The sequence below is a fragment of the Streptomyces mesophilus genome (assembly GCF_011044995.1).
Lineage (GTDB): Bacteria > Actinomycetota > Actinomycetes > Streptomycetales > Streptomycetaceae > Streptomyces > Streptomyces mesophilus.
Map to the genome: position 1 here is coordinate 21,093 of NZ_JAAKZW010000051.1, position 16,435 is coordinate 37,527.

Annotated in this window: 18 protein-coding genes; 12 read left to right on the top strand and 6 right to left on the bottom strand. The window is 71.2% G+C overall.

The features are described 5' to 3' along the window. Nucleotides 1-7: 7 nt before the first annotated feature. Nucleotides 8-553: a GNAT family N-acetyltransferase gene (locus G6045_RS15200; protein WP_165332467.1), complete on the bottom strand. Its 546-nt coding sequence runs from the start codon at nt 551-553 to the stop codon at nt 8-10. A gap of 77 nt (nt 554-630) precedes the next feature. Here G6045_RS15200 and G6045_RS15205 point away from each other — a divergent pair, with 77 nt between their 5' ends. Then, nucleotides 631-1,017 (top strand): VOC family protein, encoded by a 387-nt coding sequence (locus G6045_RS15205; RefSeq protein ID WP_165332468.1) that lies wholly within the window; start codon nt 631-633, stop codon nt 1,015-1,017. Nucleotides 1,018-1,054: 37 nt separating this feature from the next. On the opposite strand, the gene G6045_RS15210 is transcribed toward G6045_RS15205, so the two are convergent. Further along, entirely contained in the window at nt 1,055-1,516 is a 462-nt protein-coding gene (locus G6045_RS15210) for a hypothetical protein (RefSeq protein WP_165332469.1), read from the bottom strand. A 223-nt stretch (nt 1,517-1,739) separates the two neighbouring features. Between G6045_RS15210 and G6045_RS15215 the strand changes: the two genes are divergently transcribed. Further along, nucleotides 1,740-2,876 carry a PQQ-dependent sugar dehydrogenase gene (locus G6045_RS15215; RefSeq protein ID WP_165332470.1) on the top strand — a complete coding sequence of 379 codons (1,137 nt, stop codon included), beginning with the start codon at nt 1,740-1,742 and terminating at the stop codon, nt 2,874-2,876. 92 nt (nt 2,877-2,968) lie between these two features. On the opposite strand, the gene G6045_RS15220 is transcribed toward G6045_RS15215, so the two are convergent. The 4 genes from G6045_RS15220 to G6045_RS15235 all read right to left on the bottom strand — a co-directional run bounded on the left by G6045_RS15220 (nt 2,969) and on the right by G6045_RS15235 (nt 5,471). Next, nucleotides 2,969-3,436, bottom strand: a complete 468-nt coding sequence (locus G6045_RS15220; RefSeq protein WP_165332471.1) for an NUDIX domain-containing protein — start codon at nt 3,434-3,436, stop codon at nt 2,969-2,971. Between the two features lie 26 nt (nt 3,437-3,462). Then, a complete protein-coding gene (gene aac(3) / locus G6045_RS15225; RefSeq protein WP_165332472.1) occupies nt 3,463-4,311 on the bottom strand; it encodes an aminoglycoside 3-N-acetyltransferase in 849 nt (282 codons plus the stop codon). A gap of 66 nt (nt 4,312-4,377) precedes the next feature. Beyond that, entirely contained in the window at nt 4,378-4,965 is a 588-nt protein-coding gene (locus G6045_RS15230) for a TIGR03086 family metal-binding protein (RefSeq protein ID WP_165332473.1), read from the bottom strand. 149 nt (nt 4,966-5,114) lie between these two features. Beyond that, nucleotides 5,115-5,471: a hypothetical protein gene (locus G6045_RS15235; protein ID WP_165332474.1), complete on the bottom strand. Its 357-nt coding sequence runs from the start codon at nt 5,469-5,471 to the stop codon at nt 5,115-5,117. A 141-nt stretch (nt 5,472-5,612) separates the two neighbouring features. Between G6045_RS15235 and G6045_RS15240 the strand changes: the two genes are divergently transcribed. The 10 genes from G6045_RS15240 to G6045_RS15285 all read left to right on the top strand — a co-directional run bounded on the left by G6045_RS15240 (nt 5,613) and on the right by G6045_RS15285 (nt 16,249). Further along, nucleotides 5,613-6,158 carry a DUF5134 domain-containing protein gene (locus G6045_RS15240; protein WP_165332475.1) on the top strand — a complete coding sequence of 182 codons (546 nt, stop codon included), beginning with the start codon at nt 5,613-5,615 and terminating at the stop codon, nt 6,156-6,158. Nucleotides 6,159-6,311: 153 nt separating this feature from the next. Beyond that, a complete protein-coding gene (locus G6045_RS15245) occupies nt 6,312-7,247 on the top strand; it encodes a M56 family metallopeptidase (protein ID WP_165332476.1) in 936 nt (311 codons plus the stop codon). Between the two features lie 33 nt (nt 7,248-7,280). Then, on the top strand, nt 7,281-7,970 hold the full coding sequence (locus tag G6045_RS15250; RefSeq protein ID WP_165332477.1) for a phosphatase PAP2 family protein: 690 nt from the start codon (nt 7,281-7,283) through the stop codon (nt 7,968-7,970). Between the two features lie 2 nt (nt 7,971-7,972). Further along, nucleotides 7,973-8,674 carry an HAD family hydrolase gene (locus tag G6045_RS15255; protein WP_165332488.1) on the top strand — a complete coding sequence of 234 codons (702 nt, stop codon included), beginning with the start codon at nt 7,973-7,975 and terminating at the stop codon, nt 8,672-8,674. Between the two features lie 125 nt (nt 8,675-8,799). Further along, nucleotides 8,800-8,973, top strand: a complete 174-nt coding sequence (locus tag G6045_RS15260) for a hypothetical protein (protein WP_165332478.1) — start codon at nt 8,800-8,802, stop codon at nt 8,971-8,973. Between the two features lie 243 nt (nt 8,974-9,216). Further along, nucleotides 9,217-9,393 carry a hypothetical protein gene (locus G6045_RS15265; protein WP_165332479.1) on the top strand — a complete coding sequence of 59 codons (177 nt, stop codon included), beginning with the start codon at nt 9,217-9,219 and terminating at the stop codon, nt 9,391-9,393. Between the two features lie 124 nt (nt 9,394-9,517). Further along, the gene (locus G6045_RS15270) at nt 9,518-9,787 is read left to right on the top strand and encodes a hypothetical protein (RefSeq protein ID WP_206343760.1); all 270 of its coding nucleotides are present in this window, start codon (nt 9,518-9,520) and stop codon (nt 9,785-9,787) included. Nucleotides 9,788-9,914: 127 nt separating this feature from the next. Beyond that, nucleotides 9,915-10,784 (top strand): oxidoreductase, encoded by an 870-nt coding sequence (locus G6045_RS15275; RefSeq protein ID WP_165332480.1) that lies wholly within the window; start codon nt 9,915-9,917, stop codon nt 10,782-10,784. 120 nt (nt 10,785-10,904) lie between these two features. Further along, entirely contained in the window at nt 10,905-13,442 is a 2,538-nt protein-coding gene (locus tag G6045_RS15280; RefSeq protein WP_165332481.1) for a S8 family serine peptidase, read from the top strand. After that, nucleotides 13,439-16,249, top strand: a complete 2,811-nt coding sequence (locus tag G6045_RS15285; protein WP_165332482.1) for a VCBS repeat-containing protein — start codon at nt 13,439-13,441, stop codon at nt 16,247-16,249. The genes G6045_RS15280 and G6045_RS15285 overlap by 4 nt, the downstream gene beginning before the upstream one ends. Nucleotides 16,250-16,435: the final 186 nt, after the last annotated feature.

The following is a 16,435-nucleotide window of genomic DNA, read 5'->3' on the forward strand; positions in this document are numbered from 1 at the left end:
CAGGCCGTCAGGCGAGCGGCTTCACCAGGAGTTCGAACTTCAGGTCCGGCCTCAGCGGCACACCGAAGCGCTCATCGCCGTACGGGAAGGGCGTGAACTTGCCCGTACGGCGATAGCCGCGCCGCTCGTACCAGGCGATGAGGTCCTCGCGCTGGGCGATCACCGTCATGTGCATCTCACGCACCCGCCACTCCTCGCCTGCGAACCGCTCCGCCTCGGCGAGCACGGCCTTGCCGAGGCCCCCGCCCTGCAGCCCGGGCCGTACGGAGAACATGCCGAAGTACGCGGCGTCGCCCCGGTTCTCGAGCTGGCAGCAGGCCACGAGCTCGTCCTCGCGCAGGGCGACGACCAGCCGGCTGCCCGCAGCGTCGATGACATCCCGGACCCCGTCGGGGTCGGTGCGCTGACCGTCGAGCAGATCCGCCTCGGTGGTCCAGCCCGAACGGCTCGCGTCCCCGCGGTACGAGGATTCGATCAGCGCGACGAGCGGGTCGATGTCGGCGTGGGTGGCATCGCGGAAGGTGAGTTCACCGGCGGCGGGGCGGGCGTCCATCGGGTGCGCCTTTCACGGGTTCGGATCCATGCGTGTTCGGGCGTGAGCGTAACCCGGGCGCGCTAGCCTCCACGAGCATGGTCCATGTACTGAGCAGCCGTGTGCTTCTGCGTCCCACCGACCCCGAGCGCAGTCGCGCGTTCTACGGGGACGCGCTGGGTCTGGAGATCTATCGCGAGTTCGGCACCGGGGCCGAGCGCGGGACCGTGTACTTCCTGGGCGGCGGATTCCTGGAGGTCTCCGGTCGCGCGGACCGGCCGCCCGCCCCGGGGATGCAGCTGTGGATCCAGGTCGCCGATGTCTCGGCGGCGTACGAGGAACTCCGCGGCAAGGAAGTGCCGGTGCTGCGCGAGCCGAAGCTGGAGCCGTGGGGCCTGATCGAGATGTGGATCGCCGATCCCGACGGGGTGCGGATCGCGGTGGTGGAGGTGCCGGCGGATCATCCGCTGAGGTACCGGCCGTGACCGGTGCCACCGCTCAGGCACAGGCCCCTGACCGGCGCTACGCGCTGCCCGCGAAGGTCCAGTCCTCAGGCAGCTCGCCCTGCCCGATCGTGAATGTGGCCAGGAAGTACTCCGCCTGACCGCAGTTCACGTTCTCGGCGCCGGTGAGATCCGCCGATACGACGCCGTCGTCCACCTCCAGACGGGCCCCGGTGTTCTGGCAGCCGGGCAGGACGAAGGCCAGGCCGGTGTCGCCCTCGGACGGCCGGACGGTCAACTCCTCTTGCACCTGCGGCAGGTTGGCCGCCTTCGCCGCCTCGAGTGCCGCGTACATACGGTCCGTGTCGCCTCCGTGGCCGAGTCGCGCGGGCCGCAGGTTCTCCCGTGACGGTGCCTGGAGGGGGCCAAGCTCGACGAATCCGGTGCGCGCCCCCGGACCGTCGCCCCCGTCGAGGAAGCCGCACCCGCACAGAACGAGCGCGAGGGCCGCTGCGGGGAGCGTGCGTGTCAGTGAGCGCATGCAGGGTTGACGCGGACCGGCGCGAGAACGGTTCCGATCGTGCGGACCACCGCCAACACGTCGCGCCTTGGTCTACACCAATCACCGTCCTCGCCGTATCCTCATCCGTGGCCAGTAGCACCTCCCCCCACCCACGTTGCGTGCTGGCACGGGCGATACCGCCGCACACTGCCCCGAGCAGCCGGGTACCCCCATCGTCGCCTCGCCTCCAAGGAGGATCACGGTGAACGTTCGCACCAGAACCTCGGCGATCATCGGCACCATCTGCCTCGCCGCTTCCTTAGCCCTCTCCACGGCCTCCGCCGAGGAGTCCGCCGCTCCGGCCCAGGCACCACCGGTCGCCCTCACCGAAGTGGCCAAGGCCCAGAATCCGATCGCCGGCACCGCCGGTCCCGGCGGCACCCTCTGGGTCGCCGAACGCGCGGGAACCGTAAGGGTCCTGGGCAAGCAAGGGCTCGGCAAGACCGTCCTCGACATCTCCGACGAGACCACCACCGACGGCGAACGCGGCCTCCTGGGCATCGCGTTCAGCCCCCGGTTCACGCACTTCTACATCTCGTACACGAACCTCGAAGGCACCAGCACCATCGACGAGTTCGCCGTGCGCAGCGGCCGGATCGTGCCGGACACCCGGCGCACCGTCCTCACCCAGGTCCAGCCGTACGCGAACCACAACGGCGGTGACATCCGGTTCGGCCCCGACGGCTATCTCTACATCGCGCTCGGCGACGGCGGCTCGGGCGGCGACCCGCACGGCAACGGGCAGAACCTCGACACCCTGCTCGGCAAGCTGCTGCGGATCGATCCGCGGGGCGGCACGCCGTACGCGATCCCGCCGGACAACCCCTTCGTGGGCGACCCCGCGGCCAGGGACGAGATCTGGGCGTACGGACTGCGCAATCCTTGGCGGTTCTCCTTCGACGCGGACAAGGGCGATCTGCTCATCGGCGACGTCGGCCAGAGCGACTGGGAGGAGATCGACTGGGCCCCGGCGAGCAGCAAGGGCGGGGAGAATTACGGCTGGTCGCAGATGGAGGGCACGCATCCCTTCCGCGGCGGCACGGAACCCGCGAACCATGTGCCGCCGGTGCACGAGTACGACCGCACCGGACTCGGCTGCTCGGTGACCGGCGGCTTCGTGTACCGGGGCGAGGCCATCACGGCCCTGAAGGGGCAGTACGTGTTCAGCGACTACTGCGACGGCACCCTGCGCACCTTGCAGATCGAGAACGGCAAGGTGACCGGTGTCGGTGACCTCGGTGTCAGCGGCGGGGAGGTCATCTCGTTCGCGGAAGGCTGCAACGGCGAGCTGTACGTGCTCGCGCAGAGCGGCAGCGTCTTCCGGGTCGATCCGGCCTGACGTCCGAACCGCTGATCAGGGACGCGCCGCCCGTCGGCGGCGCGTCCCCTCAGCGGTTCAGGAGCCGCCGCTCCGGGGCCCTATGGGACTGCTCAGCGGTCGAGCAGTTCCGTGAGCCGTGTCAGGAAGACCGCCTGCCCCTTGACCAGCTTCACCTGCGCCTCGTCGAGAGCCCACCAGGCGACCTTGTCGAGCTCCGGGAACTCCTGCATCCGACCCGAGCCTTTGGGCCACTCCATCGAGAAGGTGCCCGGCACGACGCACGCCGGGTCGAGGTCCGCCCCCACCGCCCAGACCGTGACGATCTTGCCGTTCGCCTGCCGCGTCTCCCCCAGTGCTTCATACGGTCCCGTGGGCGGCGGCACGCCGAGCTCCTCCTGGAACTCCCTGCGCGCCGCGTCCATCGGGGCCTCGTCCGGCCCGAACTCGCCCTTGGGAATGGACCAGGCCCCGGCATCGCGCCGGGCCCAGAAGGGTCCGCCCATATGCCCCAGGAGGACCTCGGTCCGCCCTGTCGTGCCGCGGTGGAGCAGCAGTCCTGCGCTGCGCTTCTCGGTCATCGCCTCAGTAAAACAGCCGGTGGCGGTCACCGCCGCAGCTTCGCCTCCAGCCACCGCACGCCGAAGCCCGTGAGGTCGCGCGCGTCGAACACATGACTCGCTGCCGCCCCGACGTGCCCTTTCACACCACCCCCAGCGGCGAGGAAGTCATCGGCGATGACCTCGAAGGCGTCCCGCTCCTCGCCGACCACGGGTACATAGTCGAAGGCGCCCTCGGACGAGTCGATGTCGTGGAAGCGACGCCAGACCCTGCGGCCATCGACCGCGATCGGCTGCTCGTAGTCCACGAAGCGCTTGCCGGGCGCATCGGCCAGCGCCTCCGCGTGGTGCAGCAGCGTCAGGGAGTCCAGCGGGGCGCCCAACAGCAGGACCTTTCCGCCGAGTTCGACCAGACGCGCGAGCGGGGTGTCAGGGCCGTGCGGGTCGTCCCACGGGTGGTCGTCCATCAGCCGGTGCGCCGCCGCACCGAGCGCGGCGAAACTCGCGTCGGGATGGCGGCTGCGCACGGCGCCCGGCTGCAGACGCAGCGCTTCGGGCAGCCGGCCGTACGAGTGGTCGGCCTCGGAACGCTCCGGGTCGAAGGCCGGATGCCCGGCGCGGATGGCCTCCTGCCACTCGGCCGGCCAGGTGGTCCACTCGTACGGCGGCGCGTCGTTCCAGCCGCAGGTCACCATCAACGTGCCCTGTTCGCCCACGACTTCACGCAGGGCGTCGATGACCGTCTGCGAGCCGCCGGTGACATAGCCGAGGGCGGACAGTCGCGTATGGAACATCACGGTGTCGCCGGCGTGCAGTCCGAGCGCGCTCAGGTCGCGCACGAGGCGGGTGCGGGTGACAGGGCCTTGGGAGCGTTCGAGGAGGGCGAGTTCGTCCACGGCCCACACCGTAGCCGTACGGTCTGTCGCGGGCGAACGCTTACGCGGCCCGGTGCGGGCAGCCGCTCACGCGGTCCAGTCCGGGCGCCGTCCCAGGTACTTCAGGAGCTCCTCCACCGCGTCGTCACCCGGCTGCGCCGGCACGACCGGGGCGAAAGCGAAGGCCCGCAGCGGCTCGACGAACTGCCGGGCCGCGTCGAGGAGTTCGGCCGCGAGGTCGGCGGTCAGCGGTGACTCCTGGCCGGTGGCGACCGCGATGTCCCAGGCGTGCACTGCGGCGTCCAGCGCGCAGGCGTTCGCCCCGAGCGCCGCGGTCATCTTGTTCGGCGGCAGCGGTACGGCGACTTCCGCCTGGTCCACGGGTATCCGCGACCACGCCGCGGCCGCCGCACGCACCGCCGCCTCGGCCACCGCCGCCGGTTCATCACCGAGTTTCCCGGAGGGCGCGAACGGGTCCTCGGCAGGACCGGTGCCCTCGCCGAGGAAGGCGGCGTAGCCGAGTTGGTCACCTGCCGCGTGCTGCAGAACCTGGGCGGCGTTCCACTCGCTGCACGGCGTGGGCCGCTCCCAGTCGCCCGGGGCGACGCCGCGGACCGCGGTGAGCAGAGCTTCGTGGGACTGGGCGAGGACGGGCCAGTTCGTGGCTGCGCTCATGGTGTCACCTCTCCGATTCCGGGCAGGAGAGGTCACCTTGGCAGAAAAGCGACGTCCGGACAACGGATGCGTCGCGAGTGCTCGGTCAGTCTCGCGAGTGCTTTCTCAGTTTCGCGAGTGCCCTGTCACTCAGTCTCGCGAGTGCTCGGTCAGTCGAACGCATCCGTCAAGCAGTCCGTCCGGCAGGCGCCGGCCTCGAAGCGCTCCCGCAGGGCCTGCGCCGCCTGATCGCGCGGCACGGGGTGGTGGCCGAACTGGGCGGACATGACGCGGATGACGTCGTCGACGCGGATGATGGCCGGCTCGTCGGGGGCGGCCTGGCGCCGGGCCGCCACGATCGCCATATCGGCCGCTCTGCGCAGGCGTTGGGCGAAGAGACGTTCCTGCGCGAGCCGCGCACGGAGCGGATCGAACGGCCGGCGGAGCCGCCCCCGCCAGAGCAGGCCGAACAGCACGAGCACGACCCCGGTCGCCACGACCAGCAAGCCGAACGGATCCGTCGCCACCGCTTCCCCCACCACCGCTCACACCCGCGCCCCGCTCCAGGGGCTCCCCCATTGCGCTCCCCTGTGTACACCCGTGCGCCGCGTACGACCCCACGACTGCGGGCATCGACCTCACGACACCGTCGAACGGGGAGGTGCCCGGTGCACGGACCGGCGTCGGCAGGCTGGCTGCTCGTCGCGTTATGTCTGGCGATGGGGGCGTACTGCCTGCTGCGGATGCGCAGTTCACTGGATGAGCAGCGCACGGGCGCGGGCGGTGAGGCGCTGATGGGGTTCGCGATGGCGCTGATGGCGGTGCCCGCCGCGGTCCTCACGCCGCCTGCCGAGCTGTGGTGGGCGTACGTCACCGTCTTTGGTGCGGCGGCCGCGTACGAAGTGATGCGGGCGCGCAGAGCCGCGCACCATGTGCACCACCTGGTCGGCGCGCTGGCGATGGTCTACATGTCCTTGGCCATGGCCTCCGGCGGCGGACATCACGGCTCGGCGGGCGTGCCGCTGCTGACCGGTGCGCTGCTCCTGTACTACGCCGCGTATGTGCTGCGCTCGGGACTGCGGCTGATGCCTGCGGGGACCGGCGGGGCGTCGGTCACGGTGACGGTCACCGGGTGGGGCGACCGGACCGAGCTGGCGATGGCGTGCCGGCTGTCGATGGGGATCGCAATGTTCGCGATGTTGCTGACGATGTGAGGTGACGCGTGACGATGTGACGTGGGGCGCGTGACCGCGTGACGGAGGGTGCGGACGGTCACAACGGACCTTTCCGGCATACGGTTCGTGGCGTCCGTCACTTGCCAGTGCGGCCCGTACCGCCCGGTAGCGAGCCCAAATAGGCTGAGCGGCATGATGGTCCCTGCCGCCCTGCTGGTGCTCGGCGCGCTCACCGCCGTTCTGGCACCCCGTCTGCTCGTGCGCGCCAAATGGCCGGAGCGTGAGCCGGTCGTGGCGCTGTGGATGTGGCAGTGCGTGATCGCGGCGGTGCTCCTGTGCTGCCTGCTTTCGATGCTGCTCAGCGCCGCGGGAGCCTGGCAGCAGGTACGCGGACACGTCTTCGCGCCCGCTCCGCACGGCGTCGTCGAGGCGTACGCGCTCGGGGCGGGCGGCCCGTGGGCGGCCACCGTCGCCGTACTCCTGGCCTGCGGGGGCCTGTGGTCCGGGGCGATGCTGACCCGCGAGGTGCTGCGCGCCCGGTCCCGTCGCCGCACCGCCCGTGATGAACTGCGCTCGCGCGCTCCCCTGCTGCCCGGCGAGGAGCCGGGCGCCGACCGGCTCGTGGTGATCGAGGGCGAGCGACCGGACGCCTGGTGGCTGCCGGGCTCGGCGCCCCAACTGGCCATCACCACCGCCGCGTTGCGCCGCCTCAAGGGCCGCCAGATCGATGCCGTGCTCGCGCATGAGCAGGGACATGCCGCGGCGCGGCACGACTGGCTGCTGCACTGCTCGTCGGCGCTGGCGAACGGATTTCCGCAGGTGCCGGTGTTCGCGGCGTTCCAGGACGAGATGCACCGCCTCGTGGAACTCGCCGCCGACGATGTGGCCTCCCGCCGCTTCGGCCGGCTGACGATCGCCCTCGCCCTCGTCGAACTCAACGAAGACCGTGGCGTGTTCGGCCCGTGCCCCACCGCGCACGCCCAGGTCCCGCAGCGCGTGAACCGGCTCCTGTCGGCCAAGCCCCGGCTCACCGCGGGCCGCCGGCTGCGGCTGACCGCGGCGGGAGCGCTGGTGCCGGTGGTTCCGCTGCTGGTGGCGTTCGTACCGGGCCTCAGCGCGCTGGGCTAGCCCGCAACGGGGTACTCGGGCAAAGATCGTCCCATGTCACGTCTTCACACTCGCCCCAGCAGGCCCGCCGCACTCGCGGGCCTCTTCGGCGCGCTCGCGGCCGTCCTGCTCGTGCTCGTCGTGTTCGCCTGGCCGCCGTTGCGCTCCTTCGACACCGGGATCGCGCGCACCCTGCACCGGTGGGCGCACTCCTTCGACGGTGTGACGCAGGTCAACCGTGTGCTGTCCGACTGGGTCTGGGATCCCTGGACGATGCGGGCGCTGTGCGCCGTCGTCGTGGTGGGACTGTGGGTGCGCGGCGCGCGGCACTTCGCGGTGCTGCTCGCGGTCACCTGCACGGTGGGCACGCTCGCCCAGCAGGCCCTGAAGTCGCTGGTCGACAAGGACCGGCCCCAGTGGCAGCAGCCCCTGGACAGTGCGCACTACGCGGCGTTCCCCTCCGGCCACGCCATGACGGCGACGGTCGCGTGCGGACTGCTGCTGTGGCTGCTGCGGCGGTACGGGGTCAGCGGGGCCGCATGGATCGGGGCCGTCGTCCTCGCGGCGGTCTCGGTGATCGGTGTCGGTCTGACGCGGATCTGGCTGGGCGTGCACTGGCCGACCGATGTCCTGGGCGGCTGGCTGCTCGGCATGCTGACCGTCGCCGTCGCCGTATGTGTGCATCAGCGCATGGAAGCGCGGGTTGACCCCGCCGTCGCGGGCGACCGAGGATCGTCCGTATGACGATCAAGGGTGTGCTCTTCGACTTCTCCGGGACCCTGCTGCGGATCGAGACCACCGACTCATGGCTGCGGGCCTGTCTGGATGAGGCCGGTGTGGAGCTCTCCGAGGCCGAATTCCGGCGGTACGCGGACCAGTTGGACCACATCGGCGCGCTGCCCGGCGGCACCCCCACTCCGCGCGTACCGGACCACCTGCTGGACATCTGGGCGGTGCGCGACGAGAGCGCGGAGAACCACCGGGCCGCGTACACGGGCCTCTCGGGTGTCGTGGAGCTCCCCTCCCCCGCACTGCACAGCACCCTCTACGACCGGCACATGACACCGCCGGCCTGGGGCCCCTACCCCGATACCGCACCGGTCCTCCAAGGGCTGCGCGAGCACGGGGTACGCGTCGGCGTGGTGAGCAACATCGGCTGGGACCTGCGGCCGGTGTTCCGCGAGCACGGTCTCGATCCGTACGTCGACACCTACGTCCTGTCGTACGAGCACGGCATCCAAAAGCCCGACCCGCGCCTGTTCGCGGTGGCCTTGGAGCAGCTCGCGATGGCGCCCGAGGACACCTTGATGGTCGGTGACGACCGCCACGCGGACGGCGGCGCCGCCCAACTCGGCTGCCCGGTGCACTTCGTGGACCATCTCCCCGCGCACGAGCGACCCGGTCAGCTGCTGCCCGTACTCGATCTGGTCGACGGTCGGGCGGGCTGACCCGATACGGCCCACGGCCGGGCCCGGCTGAAACCCGCGCGGCTCTTTGGTCCCGTCAGCCGCTCGCACCCTGCTGGGCCTCTGGGCCAACGGCGCCCGCCACGTGAGGCCCTAAGGTGGTGGGCATGCCCCCCGAAACCGCCACTGGTTCCGTGCGGTCTGCTGAACTCAACGAGCAGATCCGCGCGTTGTGGATGCGCGCGGGCGGACGCCTGGACGAGCAACAACGCGCAGAGTACGAGCGGTTGGTGACCGCTTGGGCGGCCGCCGTCCGGGCCGATGTGGCCGAAACGGTCTGACCCGGGCGAACTCCCGTCCCGGCAAAGGCGGACTCCCCTCCCCCTTCGTGGAGACGTCATGGAGACGGCGTACGGAGATCCGACGTTTACCGGGGGCGGCGAGGCAAACATCACAACACCGGCCCCTGTGCGCCCTGTACACCTCAACTCTGCAGGTCAGAGCCGGTTCTACAGCTCTCGTACAGGTGGAAATCACAGAGTTTTCTCAGCGCGTTGTCATACCCAGCCCCTAAGCTCGTTCACATGTCCTCCACTCCACGTCCGCGCCCCACTCGGTCCGCCGAAGAGCTCAATGAGCAGATACGGCGGCTGATGCTGTGCTCCGGCGGCCGCCTGAGCGAGGAGCAGCGCAAGGAGTACGCCGGGCTGGTCGTCGAGTGGTCCGAGGCGGTACGCGACAGGGTGCTCGAAGCGGTCTGACGCAGCCGCCCTGGGGGTTTTCCCCCAGGAGAAGTTCCTGGTCAACCGGGTGTTCCGCAAGATCCACGGACTCTAACGTCGAAGTATCGGCGCCATCACAGGCGCCGCGACACCAGGAGTCCCCATGCGCAGGATCGCCCTCACTCTGGGCCTGATCGTCGGCACCTATCTGATCGTCCGCGCCCTCGCCGAACCGTTCGTGATCGACTTCGGCGACCCCTCCACATACGCCGCGGACTGGGGCGGACCGAGTCTGATCGGCGTACTCGCGGTGCACTGTCTGCCGGGGGTGCTCTCGGCGTGGCTGATGGTCCGCATGGCCCGTCGCCGCTTCGGCCGCAGCTCCGTGAGCTCCGGCCACGGCCCCGTACAAGCGGGCTCGCGCGGCCGGTAGCCGCCCGGCCCCCCGCGGGACAAGACTGGGCGCGACCCCGGCCGCGGCGGGAGAAGACCGGGCGCAAGCCCGGCCGCCGCGGGAGAAGACCGGGCGCGACCGGCACCGTAGCGAGGGGAGCTACGCCATGACCCGATGGACGCCCACCGGCATACCCTCCCAAACCGGCCGCACCTTCCTTGTCACCGGAGGCAGCAGCGGCCTCGGCGCCGAGGTGGTCCGCGCGCTGTGCGCGGCCGGCGCGGAAGTGGTCCTCACGTGCAGGGACGAGGACAGGGGCCGGGCGGTGGCGGCGTCCGTCGACGGTCCGGCGCCCGAGGTCCGCCGTCTCGACCTGGCGGACCTGAAGTCGGTGCGCACCTTCGCCGAGACCGTGGCACATCCCGTGGACGTGCTCATCAACAACGCCGGCGTCATGGCGGTCCCGTACTCCGTGACCGCGGACGGCTTCGAACAGCACATCGGCACCAACCACTTGGGGCACTTCGCCCTCACCGGTCTCCTCCTCGACCGCGTACGCGACCGGATCGTCACCGTCTCCAGCGGTCTGCACCGGCTCGGCCGCATCCACTCCGACGATCTCCACTACGAGCACCGCCGCTACCAGCGCTGGCTCGCCTACGCCCAGTCCAAACTGGCCAATCTGCTCTTCGCGTACGAACTCCAGCGCCGTCTGCCCGCCGACGGCCCCCTGTCGGTGGCGGCCCACCCCGGCGTCGCGGCCACCGAGGGCCAGCGCGTCGACACCTCGTTCCAGGGCAAGATCCTGGCCGGCGGCCGCGCCCAGCCCCCGGCCATGGGAGCACTGCCTTTGCTGTACGCGGCGACGGCGCCGGGTGTCGAGGGAGGCAGCTGCATCGGACCGGACGGAATGTTCCAGCGCAACGGCTATCCGGAGGCGGTGGGCACGAGCGGGCGCTCCCGGGACACGGCGGTGGCCGGGCGCCTGTGGGAGCTTTCGGAGCGGGCGACCGGGGTGCGGTATCCGGCCGGCTGACGCCGCACGGGCGGGCGGGTGCGGCACGGTACCCGGCCCCTGGTCACGAGTAATAGGGCAGTAACGCTGCGGCTTTAGCGTCTGCGGATCTCGACGCAGATCCTGGAGGCGCACCCCCTCATGAACCCGCCCCGAACATCACGGCGCAGATCCGCCGTGTGGGCGGCGGCCACCGCCGTCGCCGTAGCCGTCTCGGCCCTCGCCGGTTCCACACCTGCCGCGAGCTCCGCGGACGACCCCCGTGCCACGGTGGACGCAGCCGTCCTCGCCGCTGTCGGACAGGGCAAGGAGTCGGCCTTCTTCGTCGTCCTGGACCACGAGGCCGATCTGTCGGCCGCCCGGGCGAAGAGGAGCCACGCCGGCAAGGCGAAGGCCGTCTTCGGCGCGCTGCGCGCGCAGGCCGCGCGGACACAGGAGCCGCTGCGGGACTACCTCGATGCCCGCAAGGTCGGGTATGAGGCGTTCTGGATCACCAACGCTCTGAAGGTCACCGGTGACGAGCAGCTCGTCGACGCCCTCTCCCGGCGTGACGACGTGCGGCGGATCGTCAAGGAGCAGCGTTACGAGCTGGACGCGGGCGCGCCGTCGCTCGGCCCTGCCGCCGGATCCGCCGCCACCGAGTGGGGCGTCGCCGACGTCAAGGCGGACCGGGTCTGGTCGGACTACCAGGTCAGGGGCGAGGGCGTCGTCGTCGCGACGATCGACTCCGGTGTGCAGTACGACCACCCGGCGCTGGTGGGGAACTACCGGGGCAACAGGGGCGACGGCACCTTCAGCCACGACTACAACTTCTACGACCCGACCGGGCAGTGCACCGGCGGTGTGCCGTGCGACAACCACGGCCACGGCACGCACACGACCGGCACGGTCGCGGGCGCGAACGGCATCGGTGTCGCCCCGGGCGCGCAGTGGATCGCGGCCAAGGGCTGCGAGGCCAGGGGCTGCAGCGAAGGCTCGCTCCTCAAGGCGGGCCAGTGGATCCTGGCGCCCACGGACCGCAACGGGCTCAACCCGAAGCCCGAGCTCGCGCCCGACATCGTCAACAACTCCTGGGGCAGCCCCGGTGCGAGCCCCTTCTACGCGGAGATGGTCGAGGCCTGGCACGCGGCCGGGATCTTCGACACGTTCTCGGCGGGCAACGAGGGCGACGGCACCACCTGCGCGACAGCCGGTTCACCCGCGAGCCAGGCCGACGCCTACGCGGTCGGCGCCTACGACTCGACCGGCAGGATCGCCTCGTTCTCCGGGTTCGGCCCCTCACCGATCGACGGCGGTACGAAGCCGAACATCACGGCGCCGGGCGTCGGCATCCGCTCCAGCTGGCCCGGCGGCGGATACCGGCTCAGCGACGGTACGTCGATGGCGAGCCCGCACGTCGCCGGCGCCGCCGCGCTGCTGTTGTCGTCTGCCCCCTCGCTGATCGGCAAGGTCGACGAGACCCGGGCCTTCCTCGATCAGGGCTCCCGTGACGTGGACGACACGCACTGCGGCGGAACGGCGAGCTTCAACAACGTATGGGGAGAGGGCAAGTTGGACGCCCTCGCAACGGTCGACGCGGCGCCGCACACCGCCGCCACGGTCACCGGCACCCTCACGGACGCCGCGAGCGGTAAGCCGCTCGCCGGGATCACCGTGACCGCGAAGGCCGGTGAGACGGTACGCACGACCTCGACCGTGGCAGACGGTTCCTACCGGCTGAATCTCACGGCGGGCACGTACACCCTCACCACGACCGGGTACGGCTACGAGCCGGGCAAGGAGCACCTGCCGCTCACGGCCGGTGAGAAGGTCACGCGCGACCTCGCGCTCGCCGCGCTGCCGATGCACGCCGTGTCCGGCACGGTCGTCGACGTCCAGGGCAAACCGCTCGCCGGGGCCACCGTGAAGTTCACGGACGCGCCGGTCGACGCGGTCACCTCGGATGCGAAGGGCACCTTCCGCCTTCCGGCGGTGGCGGAGGGGACCTTCACCCTGGAGGCCGTGCCCGCCTCGCCCGTCCTGTGCAACGGCACCTACCGCGGCCGGTTGACGGTCGACGGCGACGAGCAGGTGACAGCGGCCGCGCCGCCCCGCACGGACGCGTCCGGGAACAGCTGCGCCCCGGCGACGTACGCATGGATCAGCGGCGCCACCAAGATCGCGCTGTCCGGTGACGAGAACGCCAAGACGCTCGCCCTGCCGTTCCCGGTCCGGTTCTACGGGGTCGACTACACCTCGGCGAGCATCACCACGAACGGTCTGGTCAACTTCCTGGAGCCGCGGCTCGGCGACTACGCCAACACCGCGCTGCCCTCCGCCGCCAAGCCCAACGGCGTGGTGGCCGCCTTCTGGGACGACCTGACGATCGACTCCAAGGCGAGCGTGAAGACCGCGACCACGGGCACGGCCGGTGAGCGGAAGTTCGCGATCGTATGGGAGAACGCGGCGTTCTCCGGCTCGACTTCGCAACGGATCAGCTTCGAAGCGGTGTTCGCCGAGGCGACCGGCAGCATCACCCTCCAGTACCGCTCGATCGACGCCAACACCCTTGAGGCAGGCGCCAAGGCGACCGTCGGCATCGAGAACCAGGCCGGCACCGACGGCCTCGCGTACTCCGTCGACCAGCCCGTCCTCAAGGACGCATCCGCCGTCCGCTTCACCCCCGGGAAGACCTCATGACGCCCACTTCGCGGCGGGCCGTACGGCTCGCCTCCGCCCTGATCGCGGCCGGTCTCACGGTCTCCGCGCTGCCCGCACTCGCGCACGCCGAGGACGAGCCGAAGCCCCGCAAGCTCACCGAGCAGCAGGCGGCCGCGCTCGCCGAGCGCCTCGAGGTCGACCCGTACGCGGCCGTCACGGGCGCCGAAGCCGAGCAGGCGCCGCTACAGGAGGCCGCGGGCAAGCTCACCGCGACCCCCGTCCACCGCATGGAGACGGTACGCGGACTCGCCGCGACCGCACCGCTGGCCGGCACACGGGGCGGCTACGCCGTGCTGCACAGCCTGGGCACCGTCGGCCGCTACACCCCGGACGGCACGCGGCTCTGGCAGCGCGACAACCTCTCGCTGTACGAGGACTGGCAGGTCAAGCCGCAGCGCGTCTACCAGCCCGAGCCGTACCCGGCGCGGATCACGATGGGTCTGAACGCCGTCAGTCCGACGGCGGCCACCTCAGAACACGGCTACAGCACCGGCGACTTGACCGGTGACGGGGTGGCAGACGTGGTGTTCACCGCCGAGGTGGGCGTCGCGCCGTACCGCCCGTTCACCTCGCCCGGATCCACGCTGCCCAACGGCACCTTCGTCACGGTCCTGGACGGCAGGACCGGGCGCACGCTGTGGAGCAAGCTGTACGCCGACGCCCAGCACGTGAAGATCGTCGACGGTACTCTCCTGGTGAGCGACCAGCCCTCGGCCAACCAGAACGCACCGGCCGACGCCAAGTCCGCGCTGCACGGGATCCGCTTCTCGTACGCGGAAGGAAAGCTCACGCCGAGCAGCACCTGGACCTATGAGACGGGCGAGCGCGCCGGCCGCTGGGGCTCGGTCGAGCCGCTGGGCCAGGGCCTGTTCGCGGTGTCGTGGAACAAGCGGCAGACCCCGACCACCGCGCCCGAGGGGCACACCCTGGTGCTCGACTCGCGCGACGGCAGCGTCGTCTGGAAGGCCGACGGGGCGCTCTACTCGCGCCAGTTGCACCTGGACGCCGCGCGTGGCCGCGTCGTCGCCCTGGAGCAGAGCGACGTCCGGGCGGGCCTCACCTATGAACTGGCCTCGTACGACGTGCAGTCGGGCGAGCGCACCACCCTCGACACCCGCGTCAACGCCGTGGCCGTGAACCTCCAGGTGGGCGACCTGACGGGTGACCGCAAGCCCGAGTACGTCCTCAGCGAGGACACACTCGACCCGGTCGGCTTCGTCAACGCCACCACGGTGCGCGCCCTCGACGGGGCCGCGAACGAACTGTGGTCGCACACGGTCAAGCGCGAGGAGGCCAACGCCAAGGACGGCCCCACCGCGTTCGGGCTGCAGATCACCGACCGCCAGGTGCTCGTCTCGTACCTGATCACCGAGGGCAAGGACACCGCGGCGAACTTCGCCTCCGGCCGCACCGCGCAGCTCACGTCCCTCGCCGGGCGGGACGGCTCCGTGCGCTGGGACAAGAAGGGGGCCGTCGCCTCCCAGCTGTACGTCCAGCCGTTCACCGTCGACGGCGACACGTATGCGCGCACCGTCGACCACGACCAGAACATCCGCACCTACCGCGTGGGCAGCGGCAGGCTCGACGAACTCACGCCGCTGCAGGGCGACTTGTCGTTCGCGCAGGCCGTCGACGTGAACGGCGACGGCAAGAAGGACGTCGTCACCGGCGGCGAGTCGCGCGGTCTGTGGGCCTACGACGGCCCTTCGCTCGCCGCGGGCCAGCGCAAGGTGCTGTGGACGCGGACCATGCCGGGCCGCGTGTACGACCTGGAGCTCGCGGACACCACCGGTGACGGCAAGCCCGAGCTCCTGGTCGCGGCGGACACCGACACGGTCGTCCTCGGTGCCCGCGACGGCCGGGAGCTCGTACGGATCGACGGCGGCGACTCGTTCGTGCGCTCCGTCACGGGCTCGGACCTGGACCGCGACGGGCGCGCCGAGGTCATCGTGCCCACCGACAAGGTGCGGGTGTACTCGGCGAGCGGCCGGCTGAAGTGGGCGTACGCGCCGACCGGCGAGCGGGTCGCCTTCTCGGACGTCTCGGTCGCGGACGGCAGGGTCGTCGCCACGTACAACTCGGCGGGCACGCTCGCCGGCGACGACATCGAGACGGCGGGCGTCGCACTCGACGCCCGCACCGGTGCGGTGGCCTGGACCGCGGAGCCCAGCGCTGACGTGCGGTCGGCGCTGCTCGAACACGGCACGTTCGCGTCCGAGGAGATCCCGTACGCGGGCGGGCGCGCTGTGGTCCTGTCCTGGATCGTCAAGGCGGAGGTCGGGTTCGGCACCGTCGTCGAGATCCGCGACGCGCGCACCGGCGAGCGGCTGCACTCCGCGGCGGTCGGCGGCGCGCACAGCGTCGGGAACTGGTTCACCGGCGAGGAGGGCCTCGTCCTCGGCGCGACGGCACAGTTCCGTACGTTCGCGGCGGACGGGGTCGACCACCGGATGTCCACCGTCGCCCCCGTCCAGGGCGGGGCGTTCGCGAACGGACCCGGCGGCCGCCGGCTGCTCGTGGGCGGGATGGAGTCCGGGCTCGGGTTCTACGACCGGTCCCTGCTCACCACGAGCGACTCGCACGTGAGCTACGAGGCGGGCGACACCACCTTCGCCAGCCGCAACCTCCTCGTGGCCGACCTCGACGGCGACGGCGTGGACGAGATCGTCGGGCTCTCCTTCGACCAGGTCGGCCACGACCTGGCCACCGAGCTGGCCGGGACCCGTTACCGGCTGGGCGACGACGACCTGCACGGCCTGGTCGTGGTGAAGCTCGCCACCTCCTGAGCCCCCTGGGGCCTGGGGGTGTCCTGCCGCCCGGCTCCCGCGTCGACCGGCGCGGGGGCAGGCGGCGACCCCAGGCGCGGGGGCAGGCGGCAACCCTGGATCTCGGGCGGCATCCCGAGATCCAGGGTTGCTCTGCGATTCGAGGCCGCCCGGTACCGGCACGCTCAGCAGCCCGCACCCCCATCC